This is a genomic window from Myxococcus dinghuensis, assembly GCF_024198235.1.
In the GTDB taxonomy this organism is placed as follows: Bacteria; Myxococcota; Myxococcia; order Myxococcales; family Myxococcaceae; genus Myxococcus; species Myxococcus dinghuensis.
This window is the reverse complement of the sequence record NZ_JAKCFB010000055.1, coordinates 17,916-40,005: the sequence shown is the minus strand read 5'-3', so window position 1 is coordinate 40,005 and position 22,090 is coordinate 17,916. Positions and strand designations below refer to the sequence as shown.

The window sequence follows — 22,090 nt, the reverse complement described above, 5'->3', positions numbered from 1 at the left end:
CGCCGTTCCTCAGTCCCCGCTCCCCGCCCTGCGCACGCGGGGCTTGCGGGCGCGCCCGGGGCTCATGGGCGCGGCCTGGGGTTCATGACCCGCGGCGCGGGCCATGAGGCAGATCTCCACCACCTTGGGCCCGAAGCGCTCCCACCGGCTCTCCCCGGTGCCCTTCACCGTGAGGAAGGACTCCCGGTCGATGGGCAGCGCCGCCGCCAACCCCAGGAGCGTGGCGTCGTTGAAGATGATGAAGGGCGCGACCCCCAGGTCCTTCGACAGCTCCTTGCGCCAGCGCCGCAGCTCCGTGGAGGCCAGCTCGCTGTAGTTCGTCACCGGCGCGGCCGCCGCGGCGGACCGGGCCCGCGCGGCGGCGGGGCCCCCCGGCAGCAGCGTGGGCATCTTCCCGGGCGCGCACACGTCGCAGTTGCCGCAGGAGGCCTCCACGCCCTCCTGGCCGAAGTAGCGCAGCAGGGTGCCCCGGCGGCAGCGCTGGTCCCGGTCCGCGTAGGCGTAGTCCGTCATCCGCCGCAGGAGCTGCAGGTTCTGTCGCTCCTGCTCGCGCACGCGGCTCAGGTCCATGCCCAGCTCGCGGAAGGGCACGCGCGCCAGGGCGCGGATGGAGCGTCCGGAGAAGGGCCGCCGCACCTTCGCCACGCCGGACTTCTCCAGGAGGCCCAGCGCGTGGCGCACCTCGTCCACCGACAGCCCCGTGCGGCGCGCGAGGATGGGCAGCTCCGTGGTGACCTGCCGCCCCACGGGGAACGTCTCCAGCAGCGACTTGAGCAGCCGCTGCGCGTCCGGCGCGTGAGGGGTCGCGGCGGGGGCCTTCTCCGTCAACGTCACCCCGTGCTCGCCCTCGCCCCGGCCTCCGCGCTCCAGCTTCCCGTCCCGCTCGAAGATGCGCAGCGCGGCGGAGATCTCGAACTCGCTGGCGTTCACCATGCCGGCCAGCGCGTGCACGCCCTTCTCGAACTCCTCCACGGACTGCAGCACGCTCCACACGTCCGCGAGCACCGCCTCCGACGGGTGGTTGCCCTGGATGAGCCGCTCCTGGGTGAACACGTCGGAGTGGTTGAACAGCAGCACCGCCCGCGCGTCCCCGCCGTCGCGCCCCGCACGGCCAATCTCCTGGTAGTACGCCTCCACGGCGCGGGGGATGTTGGCGTGCGCGACGAAGCGGATGTCCGGCTTGTCGATGCCCATGCCGAAGGCGTTGGTGGCCACCGCCACCGCCTGCTGCCCGGACATGAACGTGTCCTGGGCCCGGCGCCGCGCGTCGTCGTCCATGCCCGCGTGGTACAGCACCGCCTTCACCTTGCGCGCGTGCAGCTCCGAGAACACGCCCTCCGCCGCCCGGCGCGTGGAGCAGTAGATGATGCCGCTGCCACCCAACTGCGCCAGCCGCGAGCACGCCTCGTGCCGGTCCGAGTCCCCGCCCACCTCCTGCTTGCCCAGGAAGAGGTTGGGCCGGTCGAACCCCATGGCGAACTCCCGGGGCTCCTTCATCAGCAGCACGCGGATGATGTCCGCGCGCACCTCCGGCGTGGCCGTGGCGGTGAGGGCCACCGTGCGCGGAGGCCGCAGGCGCTTTCGCACCTGCCCCAGTTGCGCGTACTCCGGCCGGAAGTCGTGGCCCCACTGCGAGATGCAGTGCGCCTCGTCCACGGCGAACAGGTCCACGCCCACGTCCTGGATCGTCTGCACGAAGCTCGGGCTGCGGAAGCGCTCCGGCGCCACGTACAGGAGCTTGTACTCACCCGCGCGCAGCCGGCGCATCCGCTCCGCGCGCTCCAGGTCCGTCAGCGAGGAGTTGATGAAGGTGGCGGAGATGCCCCGCGCGGCGAGCTGCTCCACCTGGTCCTTCATCAGCGCGATGAGCGGTGACACCACCAGCGTCAGCCCCGGCAGCAGCGTGGCCGGTAGCTGGTAGCACAGGCTCTTGCCCGCGCCCGTGGGCATCACCACCACCGTGTTGCGACCGCTCAGCACGGTGGAGATGACCTCCGCCTGCCCCGGCCGGAACGTCGACAGGCCGAAGTGGCGCACCAGACCCTGCTGGGCTTGCTCGAGATAGGGCAGGGTCAACGGCATCGCGCGCATGTTCACCATCCTGGCCCGGCCGTCAACGGAAACGGCCCCATGCCGTCCCTCACAGCTCCAGCCCCGGTGGCACGGGGACGGCCAGGCGGGCCCTCCTCAGGGCCACTTCCAGGCGCCTCAGCGCCGTCGCCTCCGGCTCCGTCCGCCCGTCCACCACCACGTCCCCCTCGCGCACGTCGGCCGGAAGCGTGTGCCGCTCCACCGTGCAGGACTGGCCGGTCTCCAGCCACACCACCCGGGCCCGCGCGTCCTCCAGCACGTCCACCTGCACCGCCCCGCTCGACCCCACCACGCTCCCCACCATCATCAGTCCCCTCCAGCCGCGCCCCATGCACGCCCCGCCTCCAAGTCCGCCTCCGGCATCAGCCCCCGCTCCAGGAGCGACACGTAGCGCCCATCCCCCACCACCACGTGGTCCAGCACCTTGAGGTTGAGCAGCCGCGCCGCCGACATCAGGTGCCGCGTCAGCGCCACGTCCTGCACGCTCGGCTCCGGGTCTCCCGACGGGTGGTTGTGCGCCAGGACGATGGCGGTGGCCCTCGACACCAGCGCCGCGGTGAACACCTCCCGCGGGTCCACCGGGCACGCGTTCATGGTGCCCTCCGCCACGCGCGCGTCGTGCACCAGCACGTTGCGCGCGTTGAAGCACAGGACGTGGAACACCTCGCGCCGCAGCGCCCCCAACAGCGGCCCCAGGTACGCGTGGATCTCCCGCGGCGTGCGCAGCTTCGGCCGCCGCTCCGGGGAGCGCTGCACGCGCCGCCCCAGCTCCAGCGCCGCCAACAGCCGCGCCGCGCGCGTGGGCCCCACCTCCGGCATGCCGCACAGCTCCACCGGCTCCGCCTGCGTCAGCGCCCGCAGCCCGCCGACACGCGCCAGCAGCGCCCCCGGGGCCACGAGCCCCTCCCGCGCCCGCGCCGCCGCGCCGCCCCACACCATCCACAACAGCTCCGGGTCGGTGAGGGCCTGCGCCCCCAGCCGGAACAGCCGCTCGCGCGCCTGCTCCACGTCGCCGGGGGACTCGCCCCTCACCGACCCCTCGCCCACGACCCCGCCGCCCTCGCACGCCCCGCCCATGCACCACCCCGCCGCCGCCCACCTGTCACGGACAGGGCAGAGCAAGGCACGTGCCCGCTCGCTCGACTCGGAGCGCCGGAGACCGACCCGTCTCGACTTGTGCGTGGAAGGCCCACCCGCTGGACGGTCCCCATGGCCCGCAGGGGCGGGGCGCCGAGTGGGGGCTCAGAAGCGGGAGAGGGCGAAGAAGGCCTTGATCTTGTCGTTCGTCTCGCGAAGCCGCTCGCTCAGGGTCCGCACGAACGTCCACAGCAGCACGTACGCCAGGTCCTTGTCGGTGAACATCAGCTGGTCCAGTTTGGACCTTTCGATGACCCAGACCTGGCAGCTCACATGGGCGATGGCGTCCGCCGAGCGGGGGGAGTCCTCGATTACCGCCATCTCGCCGAAATACTGGCCGGGCTCCAGGATGGCGAGCGCCTCCTCGCCGATGCCGGGCACCGTCTTGGAGATGCGGACCTTGCCCTGGGAGAGGACGAACATCTCGTGGCCGACCTCCCCCTCGCGGAACAAGAAGGCGCCCGCCGGGTAGTCCCTGGAGTGGCCGAGTTGCGCCACCTTGGCGAGCTGTCCCTGGGTCAAACCCTCGAACAGCGCAACCTTCTTGAGGAGCTCGGCATCCATGAGGCCAGCTTCGTATCACGCGCCCGAGGGCCTCTGGTACCTTCGCGGCCTCAATCAGGAGAGGGAGGAGCCACCGTGGCGGAGGAGAAGATCAACAAGGTGACCATCATCGGCTCGGGGCCGGCGGGCTACACCGCGGCCATCTATGCCGCTCGTGCCAACCTGCAACCGGTGGTGTTCGCGGGCGGTCCCACGCTGGACCACCCTCAGCGCGTGCCTGGCGGCCAGCTGATGGTGACCACGGACGTGGAGAACTATCCGGGCTTTCCGGAGGCCATCACCGGTCCGGAGCTCATGGAGCGCTTCCAGAAGCAGGCGGAGCGTTTCGGCACCGTCATCCACATGGAGAACGTGGTGAAGGTGGACTTCAGCAAGCGCCCCTTCCTCATCGAGGGAGAGAGCGTCAGCTACCGCTCGGAGACGGTCATCATCTCCACGGGCGCCACCGCCAAGTGGCTGGGCGTCAAGGGCGAGGACACCTACAAGAACCGGGGCGTGTCCGCGTGCGCCACGTGTGACGGCGCGTTCTTCAAGAACCAGGACGTCATCGTCGTGGGCGGCGGCGACACGGCCATGGAGGAGGCGACGTACCTGGCGAAGATCGTCAAGCACGTCACCCTCGTCCACCGCCGCGACTCGCTGCGCGCGTCCAAGGTCATGCAGGAGCGCGCGCTGAACAACCCGAAGATCTCCTTCCTGTGGAACTCCGCGGTGGAGGAGGTCGTGGGCAACGCCAAGGGGATGACGGGCGCGGTGGTGCGCAACCTGAAGACGGGCGACAGCCAGCTGCTCAACGTGACGGGCCTGTTCGTGGCCATCGGTCACACGCCGAACACGGAGCTGTTCCAGGGCGTGCTGGAGACGCACCAGGGCGGCTACCTGAAGACGGTGGCGGGCAGCACCCGCACCAACATCCCGGGCGTGTTCGCGTGTGGCGACGTCCAGGACAGCTACTACCGTCAGGCCATCACCGCCGCCGGCACCGGCTGCATGGCGGCCATCGACGCGGAGCGCTGGCTCATCGAGCACGGCGAGTAGCCGCGCGCGCTGGCGGACACCGCAGCGCAAGCAGGACATCCAGGGGCCGGCTCCACCACGCGTGGGCCGGCCCCCGTCTCATCGACCCGCGGACGACGGAAGAAGAGCCCCATGAGCACGAAGCTGAAGACGGTGGCGGTGCACGCCGGTAACCGCCTCACCGGGAGCAAGGCCATCCCCGTCTCGCCGGCCATCCACCCGGCGGCGGTGAACTGGTTCGACAGCAGCGACGACCTGGACGCCGCGCTGGACGGCAAGGACTACGCCTACGCCCGCATCAGCGCGCCCAACACCACGCTGTTGGAGACGGCGGTGGCCGCGCTGGAGGGCGCCGAGGCCTGCGTGGCGTACGCCAGCGGCATGGCCGCGCTGCGCTCGCTCTTCGAGGCGCAGGGCTTCCGGGCCGGAGACCGGCTGGCCATGCCCGCGGACGGCTACGGCGTCACGCGCGCGCTCTACAAGAACCTGTGCGCCGTGCTGGGCGTGGAGCTGCATGCGCTCGACCTGGCGGACCCTTCCGCCCCCGCGCGCCTCCGCGAGCTGAAGCCGCGGCTGGTCCTGGCGGAGAGCATCACCAACCCGCTCTTGCGCGTGCCGGACCTGAAGGCCCTGGCCGAGGCGAGCCACGCGGTGGGCGCGGCCTTCGCGGTGGACGCGACGTTCGCCTCGCCCGTGGGGCAGCGCGCGCTGGAGCTGGGCGCGGACTACGCGGTGCAGTCCACCAGCAAGTGGCTCAATGGCCACAGCGACGCGCTGGGCGGCACGGTGAGCGGGTCGAACGCGCGCATCGCCCCCTTGCGCGCCGCGCGGGTGCTCGCCGGCGACGTGCTGGGCCCGTTCGAGGCGTGGCTCACGCTGCGCGGCCTGCGCACCCTGCCGGTGCGGATGAAGGCCCACGTCGAGCACGCGGCCCAGGTGGCGCGGCGGCTGGCGGACTCGCCGCTGTTGGAGCGCGTCATCTACCCGGGCCTGGCCTCGCACCCGGACCACGCGGTGGCGGGGCGCATGCTCCAGGGCGGCTTCGGCCCCATGGTCTCCTTCGAGATTCGCGGGGTGGGGCGCGAGCGGTGCATGCGCTTCCTCGAGGCGCTGGCGCTGTGCCTGCCGGGCCCGTCCCTGGGCGACGTGGGCACGCTGGTGATGCACGCGGCCAGCGCCAGCGCGCGCCGCTTCACGCCCCAGGAGCGCGAGGCGGCGGGCATCCGCGAGAACCTCATCCGCGTCTCCGTGGGCCTGGAGGACCCGGACGACATCGCCGACGACCTGCTCCAGGCCGTTGCGAAGGCGGTGCGTCCGTGAAGATGGTGGACGTGGGCGACAAGCCGAAGACGGAGCGCGTCGCGGTGGCCACGGCGCTGCTGCGCATGCAGTCGTCCACGCGCGAGCGCATCCTCGCGGGCACGGTGGAGAAGGGCGACGTGCTCGCCGCCGCGAGGCTGGCGGGCATCATGGCCGCCAAGCGCACCCCGGACTTCATCCCCCTGTGCCACCCCATCGCCCTGTCCGGCGTGGAGGTGACGGTGTCCCCCGTCGACGCGGGCCTGGCGGTGCGCGTCGCGGTGCGCACGGTGGACCGCACCGGCGTGGAGATGGAGGCCCTCACCGCCGCGTGCGCGGCGTCCCTCACCGTCTACGACATGTGCAAGAGCCTGGACCGCGGCATGGTGCTCGACGCCGTCCAGCTCGAGCACAAGTCGGGGGGACGCTCGGGGACCTGGGAGCGCGAGTCCGGTCCGTCCTGACCTCGCGGTGGCCCGCATGCCCGGTGGGGCCGCCGAGACCGCCGGCCCGGGTGGTGGAGGGCTGTCCACCCCCCGACGCCGCGACTGTGGCCCCGCGCACGCCCCTGCCTGAGGCCGTGCCCTCCGGGGCTTCCCCCTTGTCGGGGACGGCCACCAGATTGGGCTTCCCACGGGCGCGGACGCGAGGGGCCGTGGAGGAGGTCGGGCAGGTGCACATCGTCAGGCGGTCCGGTTCCACCCTGGCGGTGTTCGCCGCGGTCCTCGCCACGGGGTGTGGCGTCTTCTCCGGGGAGGAGTCCACCGGCGCGCGCACGCTCGTGGCCGAGGACGCGCGCCCCCGCTGCGCCAGCGGCGCGGGCCGGCGCTCCATCTCCACCGACCCGAAGAGCTGCAAGCTCACCCTGTTCGTCTGCGCGCCGGGCGAGACGCCCTTCTTCGACGCGTGCGGTTGCGGCTGCGAACGCCGCTGAGGCGTCAGGCGGGCCCCGCTGCTACCGGGCGACCTCCGCGCGCAGCCGCTCCAGGAAGAACGCCACCACCACCAGCGAGTGGGTGATGTGGCCCTCCAGCACGAGCCGGGGGAGGTCCGCGCGCGGGTGCAGCTCCACGGCGATGTCCTCGCCCTCGTCCTGCTGGCCCGCATGCGCCTTCACGCAGTCGAGCGCCAGGAAGCTGAAGCACTGGTTGGTCTGCATGGCGGGGTTGGGGTGGACGGCGCCCAGCGGCACCAGCCGGCCCGCCACGTAGCCCGTCTCCTCCTCCAGCTCGCGCGCGGCGGCGGCGGCCGGGGCCTCGCCCGGGTCCACCATGCCGCCGGGTACCTCCAGCGTCGTCGCGCCCACGCCGAAGCGGAACTGGCGCACCAGGACGAGCTGCTCGTCGGGCGTCACCGCGATGACGTTGACCCAGTCCGCGCAGTCCAGGTTCACCCGCCCGTGCTCCTGGTGGGTGCGAGGGTCCACCCAGCGGTCCTCGCGCACCTTCAGCACCCGGTAGTCGTGCTCCAACCCCCGGCGCAGGCGCGGCCAGGGCTTCACGGTCGTGGACATGGACGAAGGCCTTTCTCGGCGGTGCGGGGCCCGGGGAGGGGCCCCTCGCGTCAGTTGAGCAGCGAGGCGCGCTCTCGCAGCTCGCGGGCGGTCAGCTCCAGGCGCTCGCGGTCCGGCGCCTCCGGCGACAGCTCCAGGCACCGCTCCACGTCGCGCAGCGCGGCGCGGTAGGCGCCCAGGTTGGCCAGGAGCCCCGCGCGCGTGCGCAGCTCCCCCGGGTGGTCCGGCGCCAGCAGCAGCAGCAGGTCCACCACCGCCAACCCCCGCTCCTGGTCCTCGCGGCCCAGGTACACGCGGCGCAGGTTGGACAGCATGCGGTAGGCGATCAGCTCCACGGGCGCGGGCGCCAGCATCGCCCGGTCGAACTTGAGCTGGGGGGCCACGCGCTTGAGCAGCTCCTCGCAGCCGTGCTCGGTGAGGATGTCGCCGTCGTGGAACGGGTCCATCACCAGCTTGTGGTCTCCCGCGTCGTGCGCGACCAGGAAGTGCCCGGGGAACGGCACGCCGTACAGGGGGATGCCCGCGCGCCGCGCGACCTCCAGGTAGACCACCGACAGGGTGATGGGCAGGCCCACCTTCCGCTCCAGCACCTGGTCCAGGAAGCTGTTCTCCGGCGCGTGGTAGTCCTCCGCGTTGCCGCGGAAGCCCTCGATGTCCGACAGCACGTGGCGCAACGCCCTCAGCGGCGCCAGCGCCTCGCCCCGGTCCGTCAGCCGCTCCATCTCCACCTGCACCCGGCACGCGAGCACGTCCAGGACGTGCAGGCACGCCGAGGCGTCCAGCTCCGGCTGTTGCAGCGTCGCGATGGCCAGCGCCGCCAGGTCCAGGCGGGGCGGCTCCGCGGCCAGCGCCGACACCAACCGTTCACGGGCCAGCGGCGGGCTGAATCCTGAGGGGATGCTCACGGCGGCAACCACTAACCCACACCGGGACGGACGGCAAAGGCAGGCGGCCGAGCATCAGAAGGTCGGTGGCTCATAGGGCAGCCTCCCCTTGATTTCCGCGCGGAGCGCCATTTGGGCCGCAATCAACCCCGCCAGCAGCCCGTCCTCGAATTCGAAGGTCGGGTGTTCCTTGAGTTGCGGGAAGTCATGGGGGTTGCGGACCTCCTCGGGGGTGATGTTGGGGACGGCCTCGCGGGCCAGGCGCAGCACCTTGGCTTGCTGCTGCGCAATCATCCGCTCGAAGAGGGGGCCGGACAGCTCGAGCAGGGTGTGGGCCAGTTCTTCCGTCATGTGAGTGTCTACTCCTGGGCGATGTCCCACTTGGCGCGGCGGTAGCTGTAACGGAATGCGGCCTCGTCCGCCTCTTTCGCGTCGCCCTGGCCCTCTCTTCCGTCCAGGAAGGCGACGAAGTCGAGCTGGCGGTCCGGCTTGCCGTACTCCGCGTCGAACAGGCGCACCAGCTCGTTGGCGGGCAGGGTGCGCCGGCCGGCCACGCTGACCAGGGGGATGGACAGGCCGCGCGTGTCCTTGGCCGGCGCATAGGACTTCCACACCAGCTCCGTGCACACCAGCGTCTGGTCGGAGAAGAAGTCGAAGTCGAAGTCGTACGGGCGGCCCTGGAAGGTGAAGGCGCGGAGGATGGCGCGCGCCTTGTCCAGGCGTGACAGGCGGGGCCGCATCACCCCCAGGTAGTCCACGCGCATGCCGTGCTCCAGGCCGGTGAAGGACACGCCCTCGCTGATGGACTCGATGATGCGGATGGGGTCTCCGTGCGCGTCCTTGCCTGCGTACTCCGCCCACTTGGCGGGGAAGGCCTGGGCCAGGTGCGCGGTGAAGGTGGCGGGGGCGCCGGGCAGGGTGGCCACCCACGCCTTCACCTCCGCGTCGTCGTCGAGGTACGCGGCCAGTTGCGGGGGCGTGCCCACGTACAGCTCCGCGTGGGGCCAGAAGCCCGGCAGGCCGATGTTGGACAGATACCAGTTCTGCCGCGCCACCAGGATGTCGCCCGGCTCCATGCGCGCGAGCACCGCCATCACCTGCTCGCGGGTGATGAGCGGCTCGCCCACGCGGTGCACGCGGGTGTCGCCCATCCACTCGGCCACCGCGCGCTGCACGGGGAAGAAGGCGCGCTGCGCGGAGTCCTGGGTGATGTCCGCGGCGGCCTTGGCGAAGAGCGTGGCGCCGCGCTTCTGGAGCAGGCCCCGGGCCACCTCGCTGTTGAGCTTCATCTCCTGGAGCAGCCACGGCACGCGCGGCGAGTCCAGCGCCCCGGCCTTCACCAGCAGTGGGCGCAACTGCTCCTTGTACATGTCACCGGTGTACAACTGCGTGGTGGTGGCGACATGGATGACCTTCTCCTTGAAGCGGGCGAAGGCGCGCGCGGGCAGGCCGTGCTCGGGGGTGGGCTCGTCCAGCAGCACCTCCAACTGCTTGCGGCCCCCGGTGACGTCCGCGTAGGTGAGGCCGTGGGCCAGCTCCGTGGTGAGCGCGCCGTGGGTGAGCAGGAAGCCCCAGGCGTGCTTCTTCGGCTGGGTGAGCGCGGGCACCTTCAGGAAGTCCCAGTAGCGCTGGCGGATGACCTCCGTGGAGACGAAGTAGTCGAAGAAGGCGGCCCACGTGGTGAGCAGGAGCTGCTTCTGGTCCGGCGTGTACGGCACGCTCTGCTTCTGCGCGTAGACCGCGCGCGACTGCTTCACGTCCTCCTGCAGCCGGCGCAGGCCCTGGGCGTAGCGCTCCAACTGCGCGAGGTCCCGCTGGGCCTGGGCGACGAAGGCGTCGTCGTCGAGCGCGTAGATGTCCCGGGGCGCGGCGGAGGCCGGAGGGGTGGGGGCGGCGGTGACGAGCCAGGCGAGCAGCAGGGATGCGGCGGGCATGGAAGAGGGCTCCGGACGGCGGATGGCGACGGAGGGGGGACTCTACCGGCAAACGCCCCGGGCGGCTGTTCCCCTGGCCGGGCGGGGGCGGAGAGGGGGACGGCCAGGTGGTCGGACGCGGAGGCCATCCCCACGTTTGGAGCAGCCACTGGAGGCGCGCCCGACCCGCGACGGCCGGGCAGAAAGGCGGAAGGACGATGGCTTTCGGAACGGCGGAGGACCCCGGGCGCTCCATCACCCCGCATCTCGACGCGGTGGACTACCCGGCGACGCGGGAGGAGCTCGTGGAGTCCGCCGAGGACGGCGACGCGCCCGTCACCATCATCAACGTGCTCAAGTGCCTGCCGCGCACGGAGTACGCGTCGAAAGAGGACGTGCAACGCGACCTGGCGGAGGCGTCGCGGCGGGCGGCGAGCGGCAACCTGCCCGACGACGACGGCGCCCGGAGGGACCGGAGCAACATCGGCCGGGACCTGGTGGAGGGCGCGCCGGACGGCCAGTCGCGCCACCCCTGAGACACCTCGTGGGAGGGTGGTGCGGAAGCGCTCGCGGGCGCCGGCGGATTCTGCCAGCGTTCGCGGGCGCATGCGTCCCTGCCTCCTGGTGTGCTGTGTGTTGCTGTCCCTGACCTCCGCCTGCCGTGGCAAGGGGGCGCGGCCGCCCTTGACGGTGGCCGCCGCGCTCCCGGCGACGCGCGCGGTGCGGCTCGACTTCCGGCCGCCCGTGGACCGGGTCCTCACCGAATCCCAGCGCGCCAGCCGCGCCGTGGAGCGCGACGGCTCCGTGCTGCGCGAGGAGGCGGAGCTGACCACCGAGTCCCGCTTCACCCCGGCCGACGGCGGCTGGCTCCTGACGCAGGCGGTGACGCGCTCGCGACAGACGCGCGGCGGGGCGGAGGTGGAGACGTGGGTGGATGACGTGCTGTCCCGCTTCACCCTGCGCCTCCGGCTGGCCGCGGACGGCGCCTTCATCAAGCTGGTGTCCCCGGAGGCCGCGCAGGACGCGGTGCGTCAAGTGGTGCCGGCGGGGCCCACGGCGCAGGCGCTGGAGCGCTTCTTCGCGCCGGAGGCCCTGGAGGCGCGTACGCGGCGCGAGTGGGAGGCGAAGTACGGCGGCCTGCTCCAGCGAAACCTCTCCGAGGGACAGCGGACGTGGGCGGTGGAGGTGCTGCCGGTGGGCGCCGGGGTGCAGTTGGCGTACGTGCTGGAGCGCACGGTGCAAGGCACGCGGGATACCGAGTACGGTGACGCGGTGGTGCTGGGCTTCCGGTGTCTGGACGCGCTGGCGGAGGACGCGCCGGACGAGCTGACGGACGCGTGGGTGGCGGCGGGGCGTCCGGAGCTGACGCCGGGCGTGACGTGCGAGGGGACGCAGGTGGTGGCCTACGGGCGCTTCGTGCCGGTGAGCCGCGAGCTCACGGTGAAGGCGCGCGTGGACGGCGCGGCGTGGACGGTGGCGACGGAGTCGCGAGCGCAGGGACTGCAAGAGGAGGCGCGATGAGCTGGGAAGACAACCTCATCCACGACGAAGCGGGCGTGGCGCGCGTGGTGAAGCACGCCCGGCGCGTGGCGGTGCTGGGCATGAAGACGGAGCAGCAGTCGGGCCAGCCCGCCTTCTACGTGCCGGACTACCTGGCGCGCGCGGGCGTGGAGGTGGTGCCGGTGCCCGTCTACTACCCGGACGTGACGCACATCCTGGGCGCGCCGGTGTACCGGCGGCTGGTGGACGTGCCCGGCGAGGTGGACGTGGTGGACGTCTTCCGGCGCCCCCAGGACATCGACGCGCACGTGGACGACATCATCGCCAAGAAGCCCAGGGTGGTGTGGTTCCAGTCCGGCATCCGCAACGACTCGGCGGCGGAGAAGCTGGCGCGCGCGGGCATCCAGGTGGTGCAGGACCGCTGCCTGATGGTGGACCACCGGCGCTACGGCGCGCGGTGACGGGCCGCGTCGCGCGTGTGGGCCCCGGGCCTTGCTAGGCTCGGGGCCACATGGGCGTCCACGACTACCGCTGCAGCGTTTGCGACACCCCCACCAGCTATGACTGTGGGGAGGCGCGAGGCCAGGAGTGTGAGGAGTCCGGCATCGGCAACGACGAGGCCGTGCTGGACCTGTTCTTCTTCCGCGAGGCCGACGCGCCCGGGGCCCCGGAGGACTTCGAGGACGCGCGGGGCCGCGCGCGCCGGGTCCAGACCCTGCTGGCGAGGTACGACTGGGGCGCGTGGGAGTTCCAGCCGGGGCTCAACTACCGCGAGCTGCTCATGGACGACGGAGATCGCCTGGGCATCTGGGCCATCCGCCCGTTCGACGAGGACGCGTTCGACGGCGGCCCCGTCGAGGTCGACATCCCCGACGGCGAGCGCGTGTGGGTGGTGAACTACTGCCCGCCGTGCCGCGCGCTGTTCGTCGACCGGAGGGGCACCGCCCAGGACGCGTGTGGCCTCTACCTGGAGGCCGTGGCGGAGGGCCTGGGCCTGCGCTTCGAGGCGGGAGCCAGCGCCGAGCAGAAGCAGGCGTTCATCGAGGATGTGCGCCAGCGTGTCCTGCGCCGGCTCCCCGTCACCCGCGCGGCGAGCACGTAGGCCGCGGCTTCACCACTGCGCCTGGGCGAAGGGCACGGGCGGCCGCGAGAGGGCGACCTCCGCGGACAGTCGCGCCTGGTCCAGCGCGTCGAAGCCGCGCTCCATGGTGGTGGGCGTCACCGGGGGCAGGTTGGAGACGACGACGTAGACGGGGACCTGTCGCCCGTCCAGCAGCTGGAGCTGGAGCCGGAAGTGGTCGCGGCGCAGCGCGGCCGAGCCCGCCGCCAGGCCCTGCGCGTACGCCAGCGGGCCGCCCACCACCTTGCGCGTCTTGCTGGGCAGGAAGTGCACGAGGATGGCGTCCAGGTCCTTGCCGATGTCGCTGTCGTGCAGCGACAGCGCGGGCGCCTTGTCCACGAGCCCGCCGTCCCAATACAGGTTGCCGTCCAGCGGCACGGCGCGGAACAGGCCCGGGTACGCGCAGGTGGCGTGGACGCGCGGCGCCAGCTCGCCGGAGGTGAAGACCTCGTGTGTGCCCAGCGTGAGGTTGGCGCCCACCAGCAGGAGCGGCGTGGGCAGGTCCTCGAAGTGGCGCACGCCCAGGGTGTCCTCCAGGAGCCGCCGGAAGCGCTCGCCCTTGAGCAGGCCCGTCAGCCCGTGGCCGCTGGAGTCCGCGTTGAGCACCGCGCCAATCGGGTCCGGGTCCCAGAAGTTGGCCCGCGTCTGCCGCAGCACCAGCTCCTCGATGGCGTGCACCGGCATGCCCGCCGCCGCGTACGCCGCCACCATGCCCCCCGCGGACGTCCCCGCGTACGCCTGGGGCTTGAGCCCCGCGCCCGCCAGCCCCTTGAGGAAGCCGGCGTGCCCATAGAAGCCGAAGTAACCGGCGGAGAGGACCAGGCCGAACCGCTTGCCTTCGAGGAGCTGATGCAGAGTGGGAGACGCCATGTCCCACATCTACCACTGTCCGGTGGCCGCCATGCAGCGCGTCGAAAGTCCACTGGTCATCAGGCCCGGTATCGACGTATGTTGATGCGGCGATATGGAGACGCTGTCCCAATCCTTCCGGGCGCTGGGCGACCCGACGCGGCTGCGCATCCTCCGGTTGGTGTCGGAGGCGCCGCTGAACGTGACGGAACTGGTGTCGCTGGTGGGGGTGGCGCAGTCGTCGGTGTCGCACCACCTGGGCAAGCTCAAGGGGCTGGGGCTCATCCGCGAGGAGCGGCAGGCGGGCTACAGCTACTACTCGCTCGCGCTGGACGGGGAGGACGCCCGCTGGCCGCTCATCCGCCTGGCGCGCGAGGCGGAGGACGAGGCGGGGGACTCCGCCCGGCTGAAGGACCTGCTCCGCGCGCGTGAGGACCGGCAGGCGCTCAACGAGCGGCTGTTGGAGCCGGGCCAGTCGTGGTTCCTGTGGGCGGGCGCCCTGGCGTCGCTGCTCCCGCCGTTGGACGTGGCGGACTTCGGCTGCGGCACGGGCGTCCTGAGCGTGGCCATCGCCCGGTGGGCGCGGCACGTGTGGGCCATCGACCAGAACGCGGAGGCCCTGGCGCAGGCGAGGGAGCGCGCCGGTCGCGAGGAGGCCACCAACGTCACCTTCCTCTGCGAGGACCTGCAGCGGCTGTCGCTCGGGGCGGGGCGGATGGACCTGGTGGTGATTTCGCAGAGCCTGCACCACGTGGAGTCCCCGGCCGCGGTGCTGGCGGAGGCCGCGCGCCTGCTCAAGCCGGGCGGCCGGCTGGTGCTGTTGGAGTTGATGCCGCACGACGAGCGCTGGGTGGTGGAGCGGCTGGGCCACCGCCACCTGGGCTTCGTTCCCGAGGGATTGGAGGGGGCGCTGCGCGAGCAGGGCTTCCAGTCCCTCTCCCGAGAGACGCACGCGCGTGACGGGGCGAGCCCCTTCCGCGTCTTCCTGTTGACCGGAGTCAAGCCATCATGACGACCCATTCCGCCGCAGTGCTTCCGCCCCCGCCCGGGGAGAATGGACGTCGCGTGGAGGCGCTGCGCGTCGCGATGCGCGAGCGCGTGCTGGTGCTCGACGGCGCCATGGGCACGCTGTTGCAGAACAAGGACCTCAAGGCGGCCGACTTCGGTGGGCCGGAGTACGAGGGCTGCAACGAGCACCTGGTGCTGACGCGGCCGGACGTCATCGAGGACATCCACGCGCGCTACTTCGCGGCGGGCGCGGACGTGACGGAGACGGACAGCTTCGGTGGCACGCCGGTGGTGCTCAACGAGTTCGGCCTGGGGCACAAGGCGCTCGAAATCAACGAGGCCTCCGCGCGGCTGGCGCGCAAGGCGGCGGAGGCGGCCGAGGCGCGCGACGGGCGCATGCGCTGGGTGGCGGGCTCGGTGGGCCCCACCACGAAGGCCATCAGCGTGACGGGTGGCATCACCTTCGAGGAGCTGGTGGACAACTTCGCCGTGCAGGCGGAGGGGCTCGCGCTGGGCGGCTCCGACTACCTGCTGGTGGAGACGGCCCAGGACACGCGCAACATCAAGGCGGCGCTGCTGGGCATCCAGCGCGCGTTCCGCAAGCTGGGCTACTCGCTGCCGGTGGCGGTGTCCGGGACGATCGAGCCCATGGGCACGATGCTCGCGGGGCAGAGCGTGGAGAGCCTGGCCGCGTCGCTGGAGCACGTGGAGCTGTTGTACCTGGGGCTCAACTGCGCCACCGGCCCGGACTTCATGACGGACCACCTCCGGTCGCTGTCCGCGCTGACGTCCGCGCCGGTGTCGTGTGTCCCCAACGCGGGCCTGCCGGACGAGAACGGGCACTACCTGGAGACGCCGGAGATGATCGCCCGCTCGCTCACGCGCTTCTGTGAGCAGGGCTGGCTCAACGTGGTGGGGGGCTGTTGTGGCACGCACGAGGGCCACATCCGCGCGCTGGCGCAGGCGGTGAAGGGGCTGAAGCCGCGTGTCGCCGCGGCCCGCTCGCGCTCGACGCTGTCGGGCGTGGACTTCCTGGAGGTGACGGACGAGCTGCGCCCGGTCATCGTCGGCGAGCGCACCAACGTCATCGGCAGCAAGAAGTTCAAGGAGCTCATCGTCGCGGGGCAGGTGGAGGACGCGTCCGAGATTGCCCGCGCCCAGGTGAAGCGCGGCGCGCAGGTCATCGACATCTGCCTGGCCAACCCGGACCGGGAGGAGAAGGAGGACATGCGCCGCTTCCTGGAGGTGGTCGTCAAGAAGGTGCGCGTGCCCTTGATGATCGACTCCACGGACGAGGACGTCATCGAGATGGCCCTGACGTACAGCCAGGGCAAGGCCATCATCAACTCCGTCAACCTGGAGGACGGGGAGGAGCGCTTCGAGAAGGTGGTGCCGCTGGCGCGCCGCTTCGGCGCGGCGCTGGTGGTGGGCTGCATCGACGAGACGGGCATGGCCGTGTCCCGCGAGCGCAAGCTGGCGGTGGCCGAGCGCTCCTTCGAGCTGTTGACGAAGAAGTACGGCATGAAGGCGGAGGACCTGTACTTCGACCCGCTCGTGTTCCCGTGCGCCTCCGGCGACGCGCAGTACACGGGCAGCGGCGTGGAGACGGTGGAGGGCGTGCGCCTCATCAAGCAGCGCTTCCCGCAGTGCCGCACGGTGCTGGGCATCTCCAACGTGTCCTTCGGCCTGCCCACCGCGGGCCGCGAGGTGCTCAACTCCGTGTTCCTGTACCACTGCGTGCAGGCGGGCCTGGACATGGCGCTCGTCAACTCGGAGAAGCTGGAGCGCTACGCGTCGCTGCCCGAGGAGGAGCGCAAGCTGGCGGAGGACCTGCTCTACAACCGGGGGCAGGACCCGGTGACGCCGTTCGCCGCGCACTTCCGCGAGCGCAAGGCGGCCAAGGTGCAGGTGAGCACGCTGCCCCTGGAGGAGCGGCTGCAGCGCTACATCATCGAGGGCACGCGCGACGGCCTGTTCGCGGACCTGGAGCTGGCGCTGGCGAAGTACAAGCCGCTGGAGATCATCAACGGCCCGCTGATGAAGGGCATGGACGAGGTGGGGCGGCTGTTCGCGGCCAACGAGCTCATCGTCGCGGAGGTGCTCCAGAGCGCCGAGTCGATGAAGGCGGCGGTGGGCTTCCTCGAGCCGCACATGAGCGCGAGCCAGACGGCCACGCGCGGCAAGGTGGTGCTCGCCACGGTGAAGGGCGACGTCCACGACATCGGCAAGAACCTGGTTGAGATCATCCTCGCCAACAACGGCTTCCAGGTGGTGAACCTGGGCATCAAGGTGCCGCCGGAGCAGCTGGTGCAGGCGGTGCGCGAGCACCGGCCGGACATCCTCGGCCTGTCGGGCCTGCTGGTGAAGAGCGCGCACCAGATGGTGGCGACGGCGGAGGACTTGAAGCGCGCGGGCGTGGAGACGCCCATCCTGGTGGGCGGCGCGGCGCTGAGCCGCAACTTCGTGGACCGCAACATCGCCCCGGCCTACGGCGGCGGCACGGTGGCCTACGCGCAGGACGCGATGAGCGGCCTGGACCTGGCCAAGCAGATCGTCGACCCGTCCTCGCACGAGCGGCTCCGCGGCGAGCTGGCGGAGCGGCGGGTGAAGCTGGCGCAGGAGGTGAAGGAGCGCCCCCGGGCGGAGGCCGTGGTGGTGCGTCCGCGCAGCGCGGAGATCCGCGTGCTGGACACGGTGCCGTCCGCGCCGGACTGGGACCGGCACGTGCTCACCAACACGCCGCTGGACCACATCTGGAAGTTCATCAACCCGGTCATGCTGTACGGGCGGCACCTGGGCCTGCGCGGCTCGGCGCGCGCGCTGGGCACGGCCGCGGAAGCGGAGCTGGCGAAGACGGAGGAGGGCCGCAAGGCGCTCGCGCTCAAGGAGGCCGTGGAGGAGCTCAAGGGCCTGCTGCGCGACGGGCTCATGCAGGCGCGCGCCGTGTTCCAGTTCTTCAAGGCCGGCGCGGACGGCAACCGCGTGGTGCTCTTCGACGGGACGACGGGCCGGGAGGCCGCCTCCTTCGACTTCCCCCGGCAGGACCGTGACGGGGGCCTGTGCCTGTCGGACTACCTGCGCCCGCTGGAGAAGGGCGTCCCGACGGACAACGTGGCCATGTTCGTGGTGACGGCGGGCTCGGGCATCCGCGAGCTGGCCGAGTCGCTCAAGGCCAAGGGGGAGTTCCTGAAGATGCACGCGGTGCAGGCGCTCGCGCTGGAGACGGCGGAGGGCTACGCGGAGCTGCTGCACACGCAGCTGCGCAGCATGTGGGGCACGCCGGACAAGCCGGACATGACGATGCTGGAGCGCTTCCGCGCGGAGTACGCGGGCAAGCGCTACTCGTTCGGCTACCCCGCGTGTCCCCGACTGGAGGACCAGTCGAAGCTGTTCGCCGCGCTGCGGCCGGAGGAGATCGGCGTGCAGCTCACCGACGGCTGCATGATGGAGCCGGAGGCGTCCGTCTCCGCCCTCGTCTTCCACCACCCGCAGGCGTCGTACTTCTCCGTGACGTGAGGCGCGCCCCCGGGAGGCCGCCTCAGAAGCGGCTTCCCAGGCTCAGCCCCGCGTTGAAGAGGTTCCCGTCGTCCTCGTGGCGGGGCCCCCAGCCGCCGCCGGTCAGGACGCGGAAGGTGGCCCTCGCGCCCGCCGTCACGCCGTTGTAGCGGTACTCGAGCCCGGCGGTGAGCGGGAACTCGGCGATGAAGGTGTCGTCGAAGCCGTCGCGGTTGGCCTCGGCGGTCGGGTCCAGGAAGCTGACGCCCACGCCCGCGCCCAGGAAGGGCTTCCAGCGCTCGCGGACGGTGGGCCCCAGCTTGGCCACGGCGCTCACGTTGTGGCGCCACAGCGTGGCGTTGGGGATGTCCGCGAAGCCGTTGGCGGAGCCCTCGTAGCCCGCCTCCACGCCCAGCGCCTTCAGGACCTGGGCATCCGCCTGGAGGGCGAAGAAGGTCCCCAGCCCGGTCTGCGCGCCCAGGTTGCCGGTGTAGAGGGACAGGCCGCTGCGGACGGTGAGGCCGGGGGCCCCGAAGTCCGGCGCGGGCTGCTGACGTTTGCGAGGGACGTCCTGGGCGAGCGAGGGGACGGCCCACAGGGTCGTCGCCAGGATGCCTGTCCGCCAAATCGGGAGTGCCATGCCGTGTCCCTCCTCCACCGGGCGCCCTGGGGGCCCCTGGGAAGGATGGAATCGGACGGGGCGAGGTGGAGCCGGCGCCCAGGCCATCCCGAGCCGCCCCGCGCGTGGGGGGAGCGGGTAGACTCGCCCGCCATGAACGCGCCCAACATCCGCCGAGCCGTCCAGCTCCTGCCCGCCTGTGCCACCACGGGCATCGGCAGCCTGCCGCACACGCAGGTGGAGCTGGGGCTCCAGGTGGCCCTGTCGATGGACATCCCGTTCCTGCCGCAGCTACCGGTGGGCAAGCCCTCGGAGCTGATGATTCCCGCGGCCCTGGAGGGGCTGCCCGGGTTGCGCTTCGACGACGAGGGGTTGTGCACCGTCGACCTCGCGGAGTGGGAGGCCGGGCGGGGCGCGTTCGAGGCGCGGCTGGACGAGGCGCTGGCCGCCGGGAGGCTGGAGGCGTACGAGCCCACCCCGGAGGCGTGCCGCGCGTGGCGTCCGTTCCTGTGGGAGGTGGAGCATCGCAAGCTCGCCTTCGCCAAGGCGCAGCTCGCCGGCCCCTTCACGGTCCGCTCGGTGGCGCGCACGAACACGGGGCTCTCACCGCTGGACGTGCCGGGGCTGGACCAGGCCATCTACCGGTTGGTGCTGGCGCGCTCGCTGGCGATGGTGAAGGCGCTGCGGCGCATGGGCACCACGCCGCTGTTCTACCTGGACGAGCCGGGCCTCTATGCCTTCCAGCGCATCCAGCCGCGTCACCTGCTGGCGCTCCAGGAGCTGCGGCTGCTCGTCGTCGCGTTGCAGCGCGAGGGCGCGCTGGTGGGGCTGCACTGCTGCGGGAACACGGACTGGGGCGCGCTGCTGGACGTCCAGCCGGACCTGCTGTCGCTGGACGTGCGGCTGTCGCTGGACGCGATGCTGGAGGAGCGCGAAGCGCTGGAGCGCTTCCTGGAGTCCGGCGCGACGCTGAGCCTGGGCATCATCCCCACCGACCTCGCGTCGACGTACGAGGTGACGGAGCTGGCGGACTCGGTGGAGGCGTCGCTGAAGGCGGCGCTGCCTCGGGACTTCAGCTTCCCCCGGGCGGTGTCCACCGCGCTGTTGACGCCCGCGTGTGGCCTCGCGATGCGCTCGGTGAAGGACGCCGAGCGCATCCTCGAGGAGCTGAAGGTGGCGCAGCGGCGCTTGCGCGGGGCGCTCGACGCGGAGCGCCCCCTGCTGCACTCACCCCCGCCCCACTGAGCGCGGTTACTGGCGGCCGAGCCTCAGCTCGCGTTCGGCCTGATGCCAGTCCTGCTCGGGGTCGCCGTGGTTGCCGCCCCTCGCGAGGAAGATTTCATAGGCCCTGCGGGCGATCTGCTCGTGGGGCGGTTGTGCCTTGAGTGGGGACGTCGTCGGGGACTGGGGACGCTGTTCCGACTTGTCGGGTCGGGACCCCTGAGGGGCCGATTTGTGAGGGCTGTTGCGTGCCATCCATGCGCCTCCTGTGAGCGGGCGCGCGGAAGGTAGAGGCCAGGACCGTCGGTGGAAAAGCGACCCGTCGCGTCGGAGGTTCGCGACGCAACACGACGCCGGGGCCGATGTCGCGACCCGGACAGTTGCGTCACGAGAGGGATGCCGGTGCGGGCTCAACCCGGGGGCAGCACGCCCGCCTCGAGCGCCGCGTCGAGGGCCCGCTGCATCGCGGTGCTCATGCCCAGGGAGGCGGCCTCGGCGGGCGTGTGCCAGCGCAGCTCCTGGAACGCGGCGGCGCGCGTGGGGCGTTGAGGGCCCGTCACGCGGAACAGGCGCAGCGTGAGGTCGCGGTGGGTGAGCTGGCGCTTCACCGTGGCCAGCGGCGCCTCCACCGTCACCGCCGCGCCGAGTGCCGTGGTGAGCCCGCGCGCGGCCTCGGCCGGGGAGGCGTCGTCGGACACCTCCGCGGCGGGCAGCTCCCACAGCCCCCCGAAGAGTCCGGAGTCCGCGCGGCGGGCGAACAGGAGCGTGCCCGCGTGGGCCCAGACGGCGACGGCGAGCGTCAGCTTCTTCGGCGTCGCGCGCACCTTCGCGGGGGGCAGCTCGTCCACGCGGCCCTTGCGGAACGCGGTGCAGCCGTCGCGCACGGGGCAGAAGAGGCACACGGGGTTCTCGGGGCGGCACGTCGTGGCGCCGTGCTCCATGAGGGCCTGGTTGAAGTCCCCGGGGCGCTCACCCTTCACGAGCAGGGTGGCGAGCGCCCAGAGCGTGGCCTCGCGAGCGCGGTCGCCGGGCAGTCCTTCCACCTCGAAGAGGCGGGAGAGCACGCGGGCCACGTTGCCGTCCACGAGCGGGGCCTCCTCGCCGTGCGCGATGGAGGCCACGGCGCCCGCGGTGTAGCGCCCGAAGCCGGGGAGGGTGAGCAGCTCCTCCGCGGTGGTGGGGAGCTTGCCGCCGAAGCGGGAGACGACCTCCTGCGCGGCGCGGTGCAGGTTGCGCGCGCGGGAGTAGTAGCCCAGGCCCTTCCAGCCGGAGAGCACGTCGTCGAGCGGCGCGGACGCGAGCGCGAGCGCCGTGGGGAAGCGCTGGAGGAAGCGCTCCCAGTACGGGATGACGGTGGAGACCTGCGTCTGCTGGAGCATGACCTCGCTCAGCCAGATGGCGTACGGGTCCCTCGTGCGACGCCAGGGCAGGTCGCGCTTGTTCCGGTCGTACCAGGTCAGCAGCGGCGCGCGGATGGACGCGAGCTGGGGGGGGCTCGGTGTGGCGAAGGCCGGCGCGGGCTTCGTCGACGCCGTGGAGCCCGGAGGTCGCCCCCGCTTGCGCGCGGGAGTCGCCGCGTCCGGAGTGTCCACCGACGGAGCCATGGGGGCCTTCCCAGCGGCCGAGGACTCCAGCGCGCGGGTCGCCCCTGGCTGCTCCGCCGCCGTGCTCGCGCGTGCGGGCCGTCCCCGCTTGCGTGGTGCCTCTGCGGACTCCGTGGCCCGAGGCTCCTCGACCGTCGCGGCACGCCCCGTCCGTCCGGGGGCGCGCGTCTCCGGCCGATGGGCGGGGGACGCACCAGGGCTCGCGGACGCGGAGGTGTCGCCAGTCGCCACGGTGGTCGTCGAGCGCATGGTGCGC

The 22,090-nt window shown here is 72.2% G+C and carries 23 protein-coding genes; 11 read left to right on the top strand and 12 right to left on the bottom strand.

From position 1 onward, the window contains the following. Nucleotides 1-9: 9 nt before the first annotated feature. The 4 genes from LZ198_RS38820 to LZ198_RS38805 all read right to left on the bottom strand — a co-directional run bounded on the left by LZ198_RS38820 (nucleotide 10) and on the right by LZ198_RS38805 (nucleotide 3,792). Nucleotides 10-2,100, bottom strand: a complete 2,091-nt coding sequence (locus LZ198_RS38820) for a RecQ family ATP-dependent DNA helicase (RefSeq protein ID WP_253977206.1) — start codon at nucleotides 2,098-2,100, stop codon at nucleotides 10-12. Nucleotides 2,101-2,140: 40 nt separating this feature from the next. Next, complete coding sequence (locus LZ198_RS38815) at nucleotides 2,141-2,395, bottom strand: DUF3006 domain-containing protein (RefSeq protein WP_253977219.1); 255 nt, start codon at nucleotides 2,393-2,395, stop codon at nucleotides 2,141-2,143. 2 nt (nucleotides 2,396-2,397) lie between these two features. Beyond that, entirely contained in the window at nucleotides 2,398-3,168 is a 771-nt protein-coding gene (radC, locus tag LZ198_RS38810; protein ID WP_253977205.1) for a RadC family protein, read from the bottom strand. A 165-nt stretch (nucleotides 3,169-3,333) separates the two neighbouring features. Then, on the bottom strand, nucleotides 3,334-3,792 hold the full coding sequence (locus LZ198_RS38805; protein WP_253977204.1) for a Crp/Fnr family transcriptional regulator: 459 nt from the start codon (nucleotides 3,790-3,792) through the stop codon (nucleotides 3,334-3,336). A gap of 75 nt (nucleotides 3,793-3,867) precedes the next feature. Between LZ198_RS38805 and trxB the strand changes: the two genes are divergently transcribed. The 4 genes from trxB (at nucleotide 3,868) to LZ198_RS38785 (ending at nucleotide 7,042) form a co-directional block, all read left to right on the top strand. Beyond that, the gene (gene trxB / locus LZ198_RS38800) at nucleotides 3,868-4,830 is read left to right on the top strand and encodes a thioredoxin-disulfide reductase (protein ID WP_253977203.1); all 963 of its coding nucleotides are present in this window, start codon (nucleotides 3,868-3,870) and stop codon (nucleotides 4,828-4,830) included. A gap of 111 nt (nucleotides 4,831-4,941) precedes the next feature. After that, nucleotides 4,942-6,129 carry a trans-sulfuration enzyme family protein gene (locus LZ198_RS38795; RefSeq protein ID WP_253977202.1) on the top strand — a complete coding sequence of 396 codons (1,188 nt, stop codon included), beginning with the start codon at nucleotides 4,942-4,944 and terminating at the stop codon, nucleotides 6,127-6,129. Continuing rightward, nucleotides 6,126-6,572 carry a cyclic pyranopterin monophosphate synthase MoaC gene (gene moaC / locus LZ198_RS38790; protein ID WP_253977201.1) on the top strand — a complete coding sequence of 149 codons (447 nt, stop codon included), beginning with the start codon at nucleotides 6,126-6,128 and terminating at the stop codon, nucleotides 6,570-6,572. Before LZ198_RS38795 ends, moaC begins: the two co-directional genes overlap by 4 nt. A gap of 209 nt (nucleotides 6,573-6,781) precedes the next feature. Continuing rightward, the gene (locus tag LZ198_RS38785; protein ID WP_253977200.1) at nucleotides 6,782-7,042 is read left to right on the top strand and encodes a hypothetical protein; all 261 of its coding nucleotides are present in this window, start codon (nucleotides 6,782-6,784) and stop codon (nucleotides 7,040-7,042) included. Between the two features lie 21 nt (nucleotides 7,043-7,063). Here the strand turns inward: LZ198_RS38785 and LZ198_RS38780 are convergent, their stop codons facing one another. The 4 genes from LZ198_RS38780 to LZ198_RS38765 form a co-directional block, all read right to left on the bottom strand. Further along, the gene (locus LZ198_RS38780; RefSeq protein ID WP_253977199.1) at nucleotides 7,064-7,621 is read right to left on the bottom strand and encodes an NUDIX hydrolase; all 558 of its coding nucleotides are present in this window, start codon (nucleotides 7,619-7,621) and stop codon (nucleotides 7,064-7,066) included. Between the two features lie 50 nt (nucleotides 7,622-7,671). Then, nucleotides 7,672-8,496 (bottom strand): SirB1 family protein, encoded by an 825-nt coding sequence (locus tag LZ198_RS38775; protein WP_253977218.1) that lies wholly within the window; start codon nucleotides 8,494-8,496, stop codon nucleotides 7,672-7,674. A gap of 84 nt (nucleotides 8,497-8,580) precedes the next feature. Further along, a complete protein-coding gene (locus LZ198_RS38770; RefSeq protein ID WP_253977198.1) occupies nucleotides 8,581-8,856 on the bottom strand; it encodes a hypothetical protein in 276 nt (91 codons plus the stop codon). A gap of 8 nt (nucleotides 8,857-8,864) precedes the next feature. Beyond that, on the bottom strand, nucleotides 8,865-10,439 hold the full coding sequence (locus LZ198_RS38765; protein ID WP_253977197.1) for a YiiX/YebB-like N1pC/P60 family cysteine hydrolase: 1,575 nt from the start codon (nucleotides 10,437-10,439) through the stop codon (nucleotides 8,865-8,867). A 197-nt stretch (nucleotides 10,440-10,636) separates the two neighbouring features. Here LZ198_RS38765 and LZ198_RS38760 point away from each other — a divergent pair, with 197 nt between their 5' ends. The 4 genes from LZ198_RS38760 (at nucleotide 10,637) to LZ198_RS38745 (ending at nucleotide 13,020) form a co-directional block, all read left to right on the top strand. Next, nucleotides 10,637-10,954: a DUF2795 domain-containing protein gene (locus LZ198_RS38760; RefSeq protein WP_253977196.1), complete on the top strand. Its 318-nt coding sequence runs from the start codon at nucleotides 10,637-10,639 to the stop codon at nucleotides 10,952-10,954. Between the two features lie 97 nt (nucleotides 10,955-11,051). Then, nucleotides 11,052-11,939 (top strand): hypothetical protein, encoded by an 888-nt coding sequence (locus LZ198_RS38755; protein WP_253977195.1) that lies wholly within the window; start codon nucleotides 11,052-11,054, stop codon nucleotides 11,937-11,939. Beyond that, nucleotides 11,936-12,379: a CoA-binding protein gene (locus tag LZ198_RS38750; protein ID WP_253977194.1), complete on the top strand. Its 444-nt coding sequence runs from the start codon at nucleotides 11,936-11,938 to the stop codon at nucleotides 12,377-12,379. Before LZ198_RS38755 ends, LZ198_RS38750 begins: the two co-directional genes overlap by 4 nt. A 50-nt stretch (nucleotides 12,380-12,429) precedes the next feature. Next, nucleotides 12,430-13,020: a hypothetical protein gene (locus LZ198_RS38745; RefSeq protein ID WP_253977193.1), complete on the top strand. Its 591-nt coding sequence runs from the start codon at nucleotides 12,430-12,432 to the stop codon at nucleotides 13,018-13,020. A gap of 9 nt (nucleotides 13,021-13,029) precedes the next feature. On the opposite strand, the gene LZ198_RS38740 is transcribed toward LZ198_RS38745, so the two are convergent. Continuing rightward, the gene (locus LZ198_RS38740; RefSeq protein WP_407667500.1) at nucleotides 13,030-13,917 is read right to left on the bottom strand and encodes a patatin-like phospholipase family protein; all 888 of its coding nucleotides are present in this window, start codon (nucleotides 13,915-13,917) and stop codon (nucleotides 13,030-13,032) included. Nucleotides 13,918-14,002: 85 nt separating this feature from the next. Here LZ198_RS38740 and LZ198_RS38735 point away from each other — a divergent pair, with 85 nt between their 5' ends. Together LZ198_RS38735 and metH are read left to right on the top strand one after the other, a co-directional pair. Continuing rightward, on the top strand, nucleotides 14,003-14,899 hold the full coding sequence (locus LZ198_RS38735) for an ArsR/SmtB family transcription factor (RefSeq protein WP_253977191.1): 897 nt from the start codon (nucleotides 14,003-14,005) through the stop codon (nucleotides 14,897-14,899). Further along, the gene (metH, locus tag LZ198_RS38730) at nucleotides 14,896-18,411 is read left to right on the top strand and encodes a methionine synthase (protein WP_253977190.1); all 3,516 of its coding nucleotides are present in this window, start codon (nucleotides 14,896-14,898) and stop codon (nucleotides 18,409-18,411) included. Before LZ198_RS38735 ends, metH begins: the two co-directional genes overlap by 4 nt. Before the next feature lie 22 nt (nucleotides 18,412-18,433). On the opposite strand, the gene LZ198_RS38725 is transcribed toward metH, so the two are convergent. Further along, entirely contained in the window at nucleotides 18,434-19,030 is a 597-nt protein-coding gene (locus LZ198_RS38725) for a hypothetical protein (protein WP_253977189.1), read from the bottom strand. A 132-nt stretch (nucleotides 19,031-19,162) separates the two neighbouring features. On the opposite strand from LZ198_RS38725, the gene LZ198_RS38720 reads away from it, so the two are divergent. After that, nucleotides 19,163-20,254, top strand: coding sequence for a uroporphyrinogen decarboxylase/cobalamine-independent methonine synthase family protein (locus LZ198_RS38720; protein ID WP_253977188.1), 1,092 nt, complete (start codon nucleotides 19,163-19,165; stop codon nucleotides 20,252-20,254). A 6-nt stretch (nucleotides 20,255-20,260) separates the two neighbouring features. Here the strand turns inward: LZ198_RS38720 and LZ198_RS38715 are convergent, their stop codons facing one another. After that, on the bottom strand, nucleotides 20,261-20,485 hold the full coding sequence (locus LZ198_RS38715) for a DUF2934 domain-containing protein (protein ID WP_253977187.1): 225 nt from the start codon (nucleotides 20,483-20,485) through the stop codon (nucleotides 20,261-20,263). Between the two features lie 155 nt (nucleotides 20,486-20,640). Then, complete coding sequence (gene mutY / locus LZ198_RS43555) at nucleotides 20,641-21,834, bottom strand: A/G-specific adenine glycosylase (protein ID WP_407667501.1); 1,194 nt, start codon at nucleotides 21,832-21,834, stop codon at nucleotides 20,641-20,643. Nucleotides 21,835-22,090: the final 256 nt, after the last annotated feature.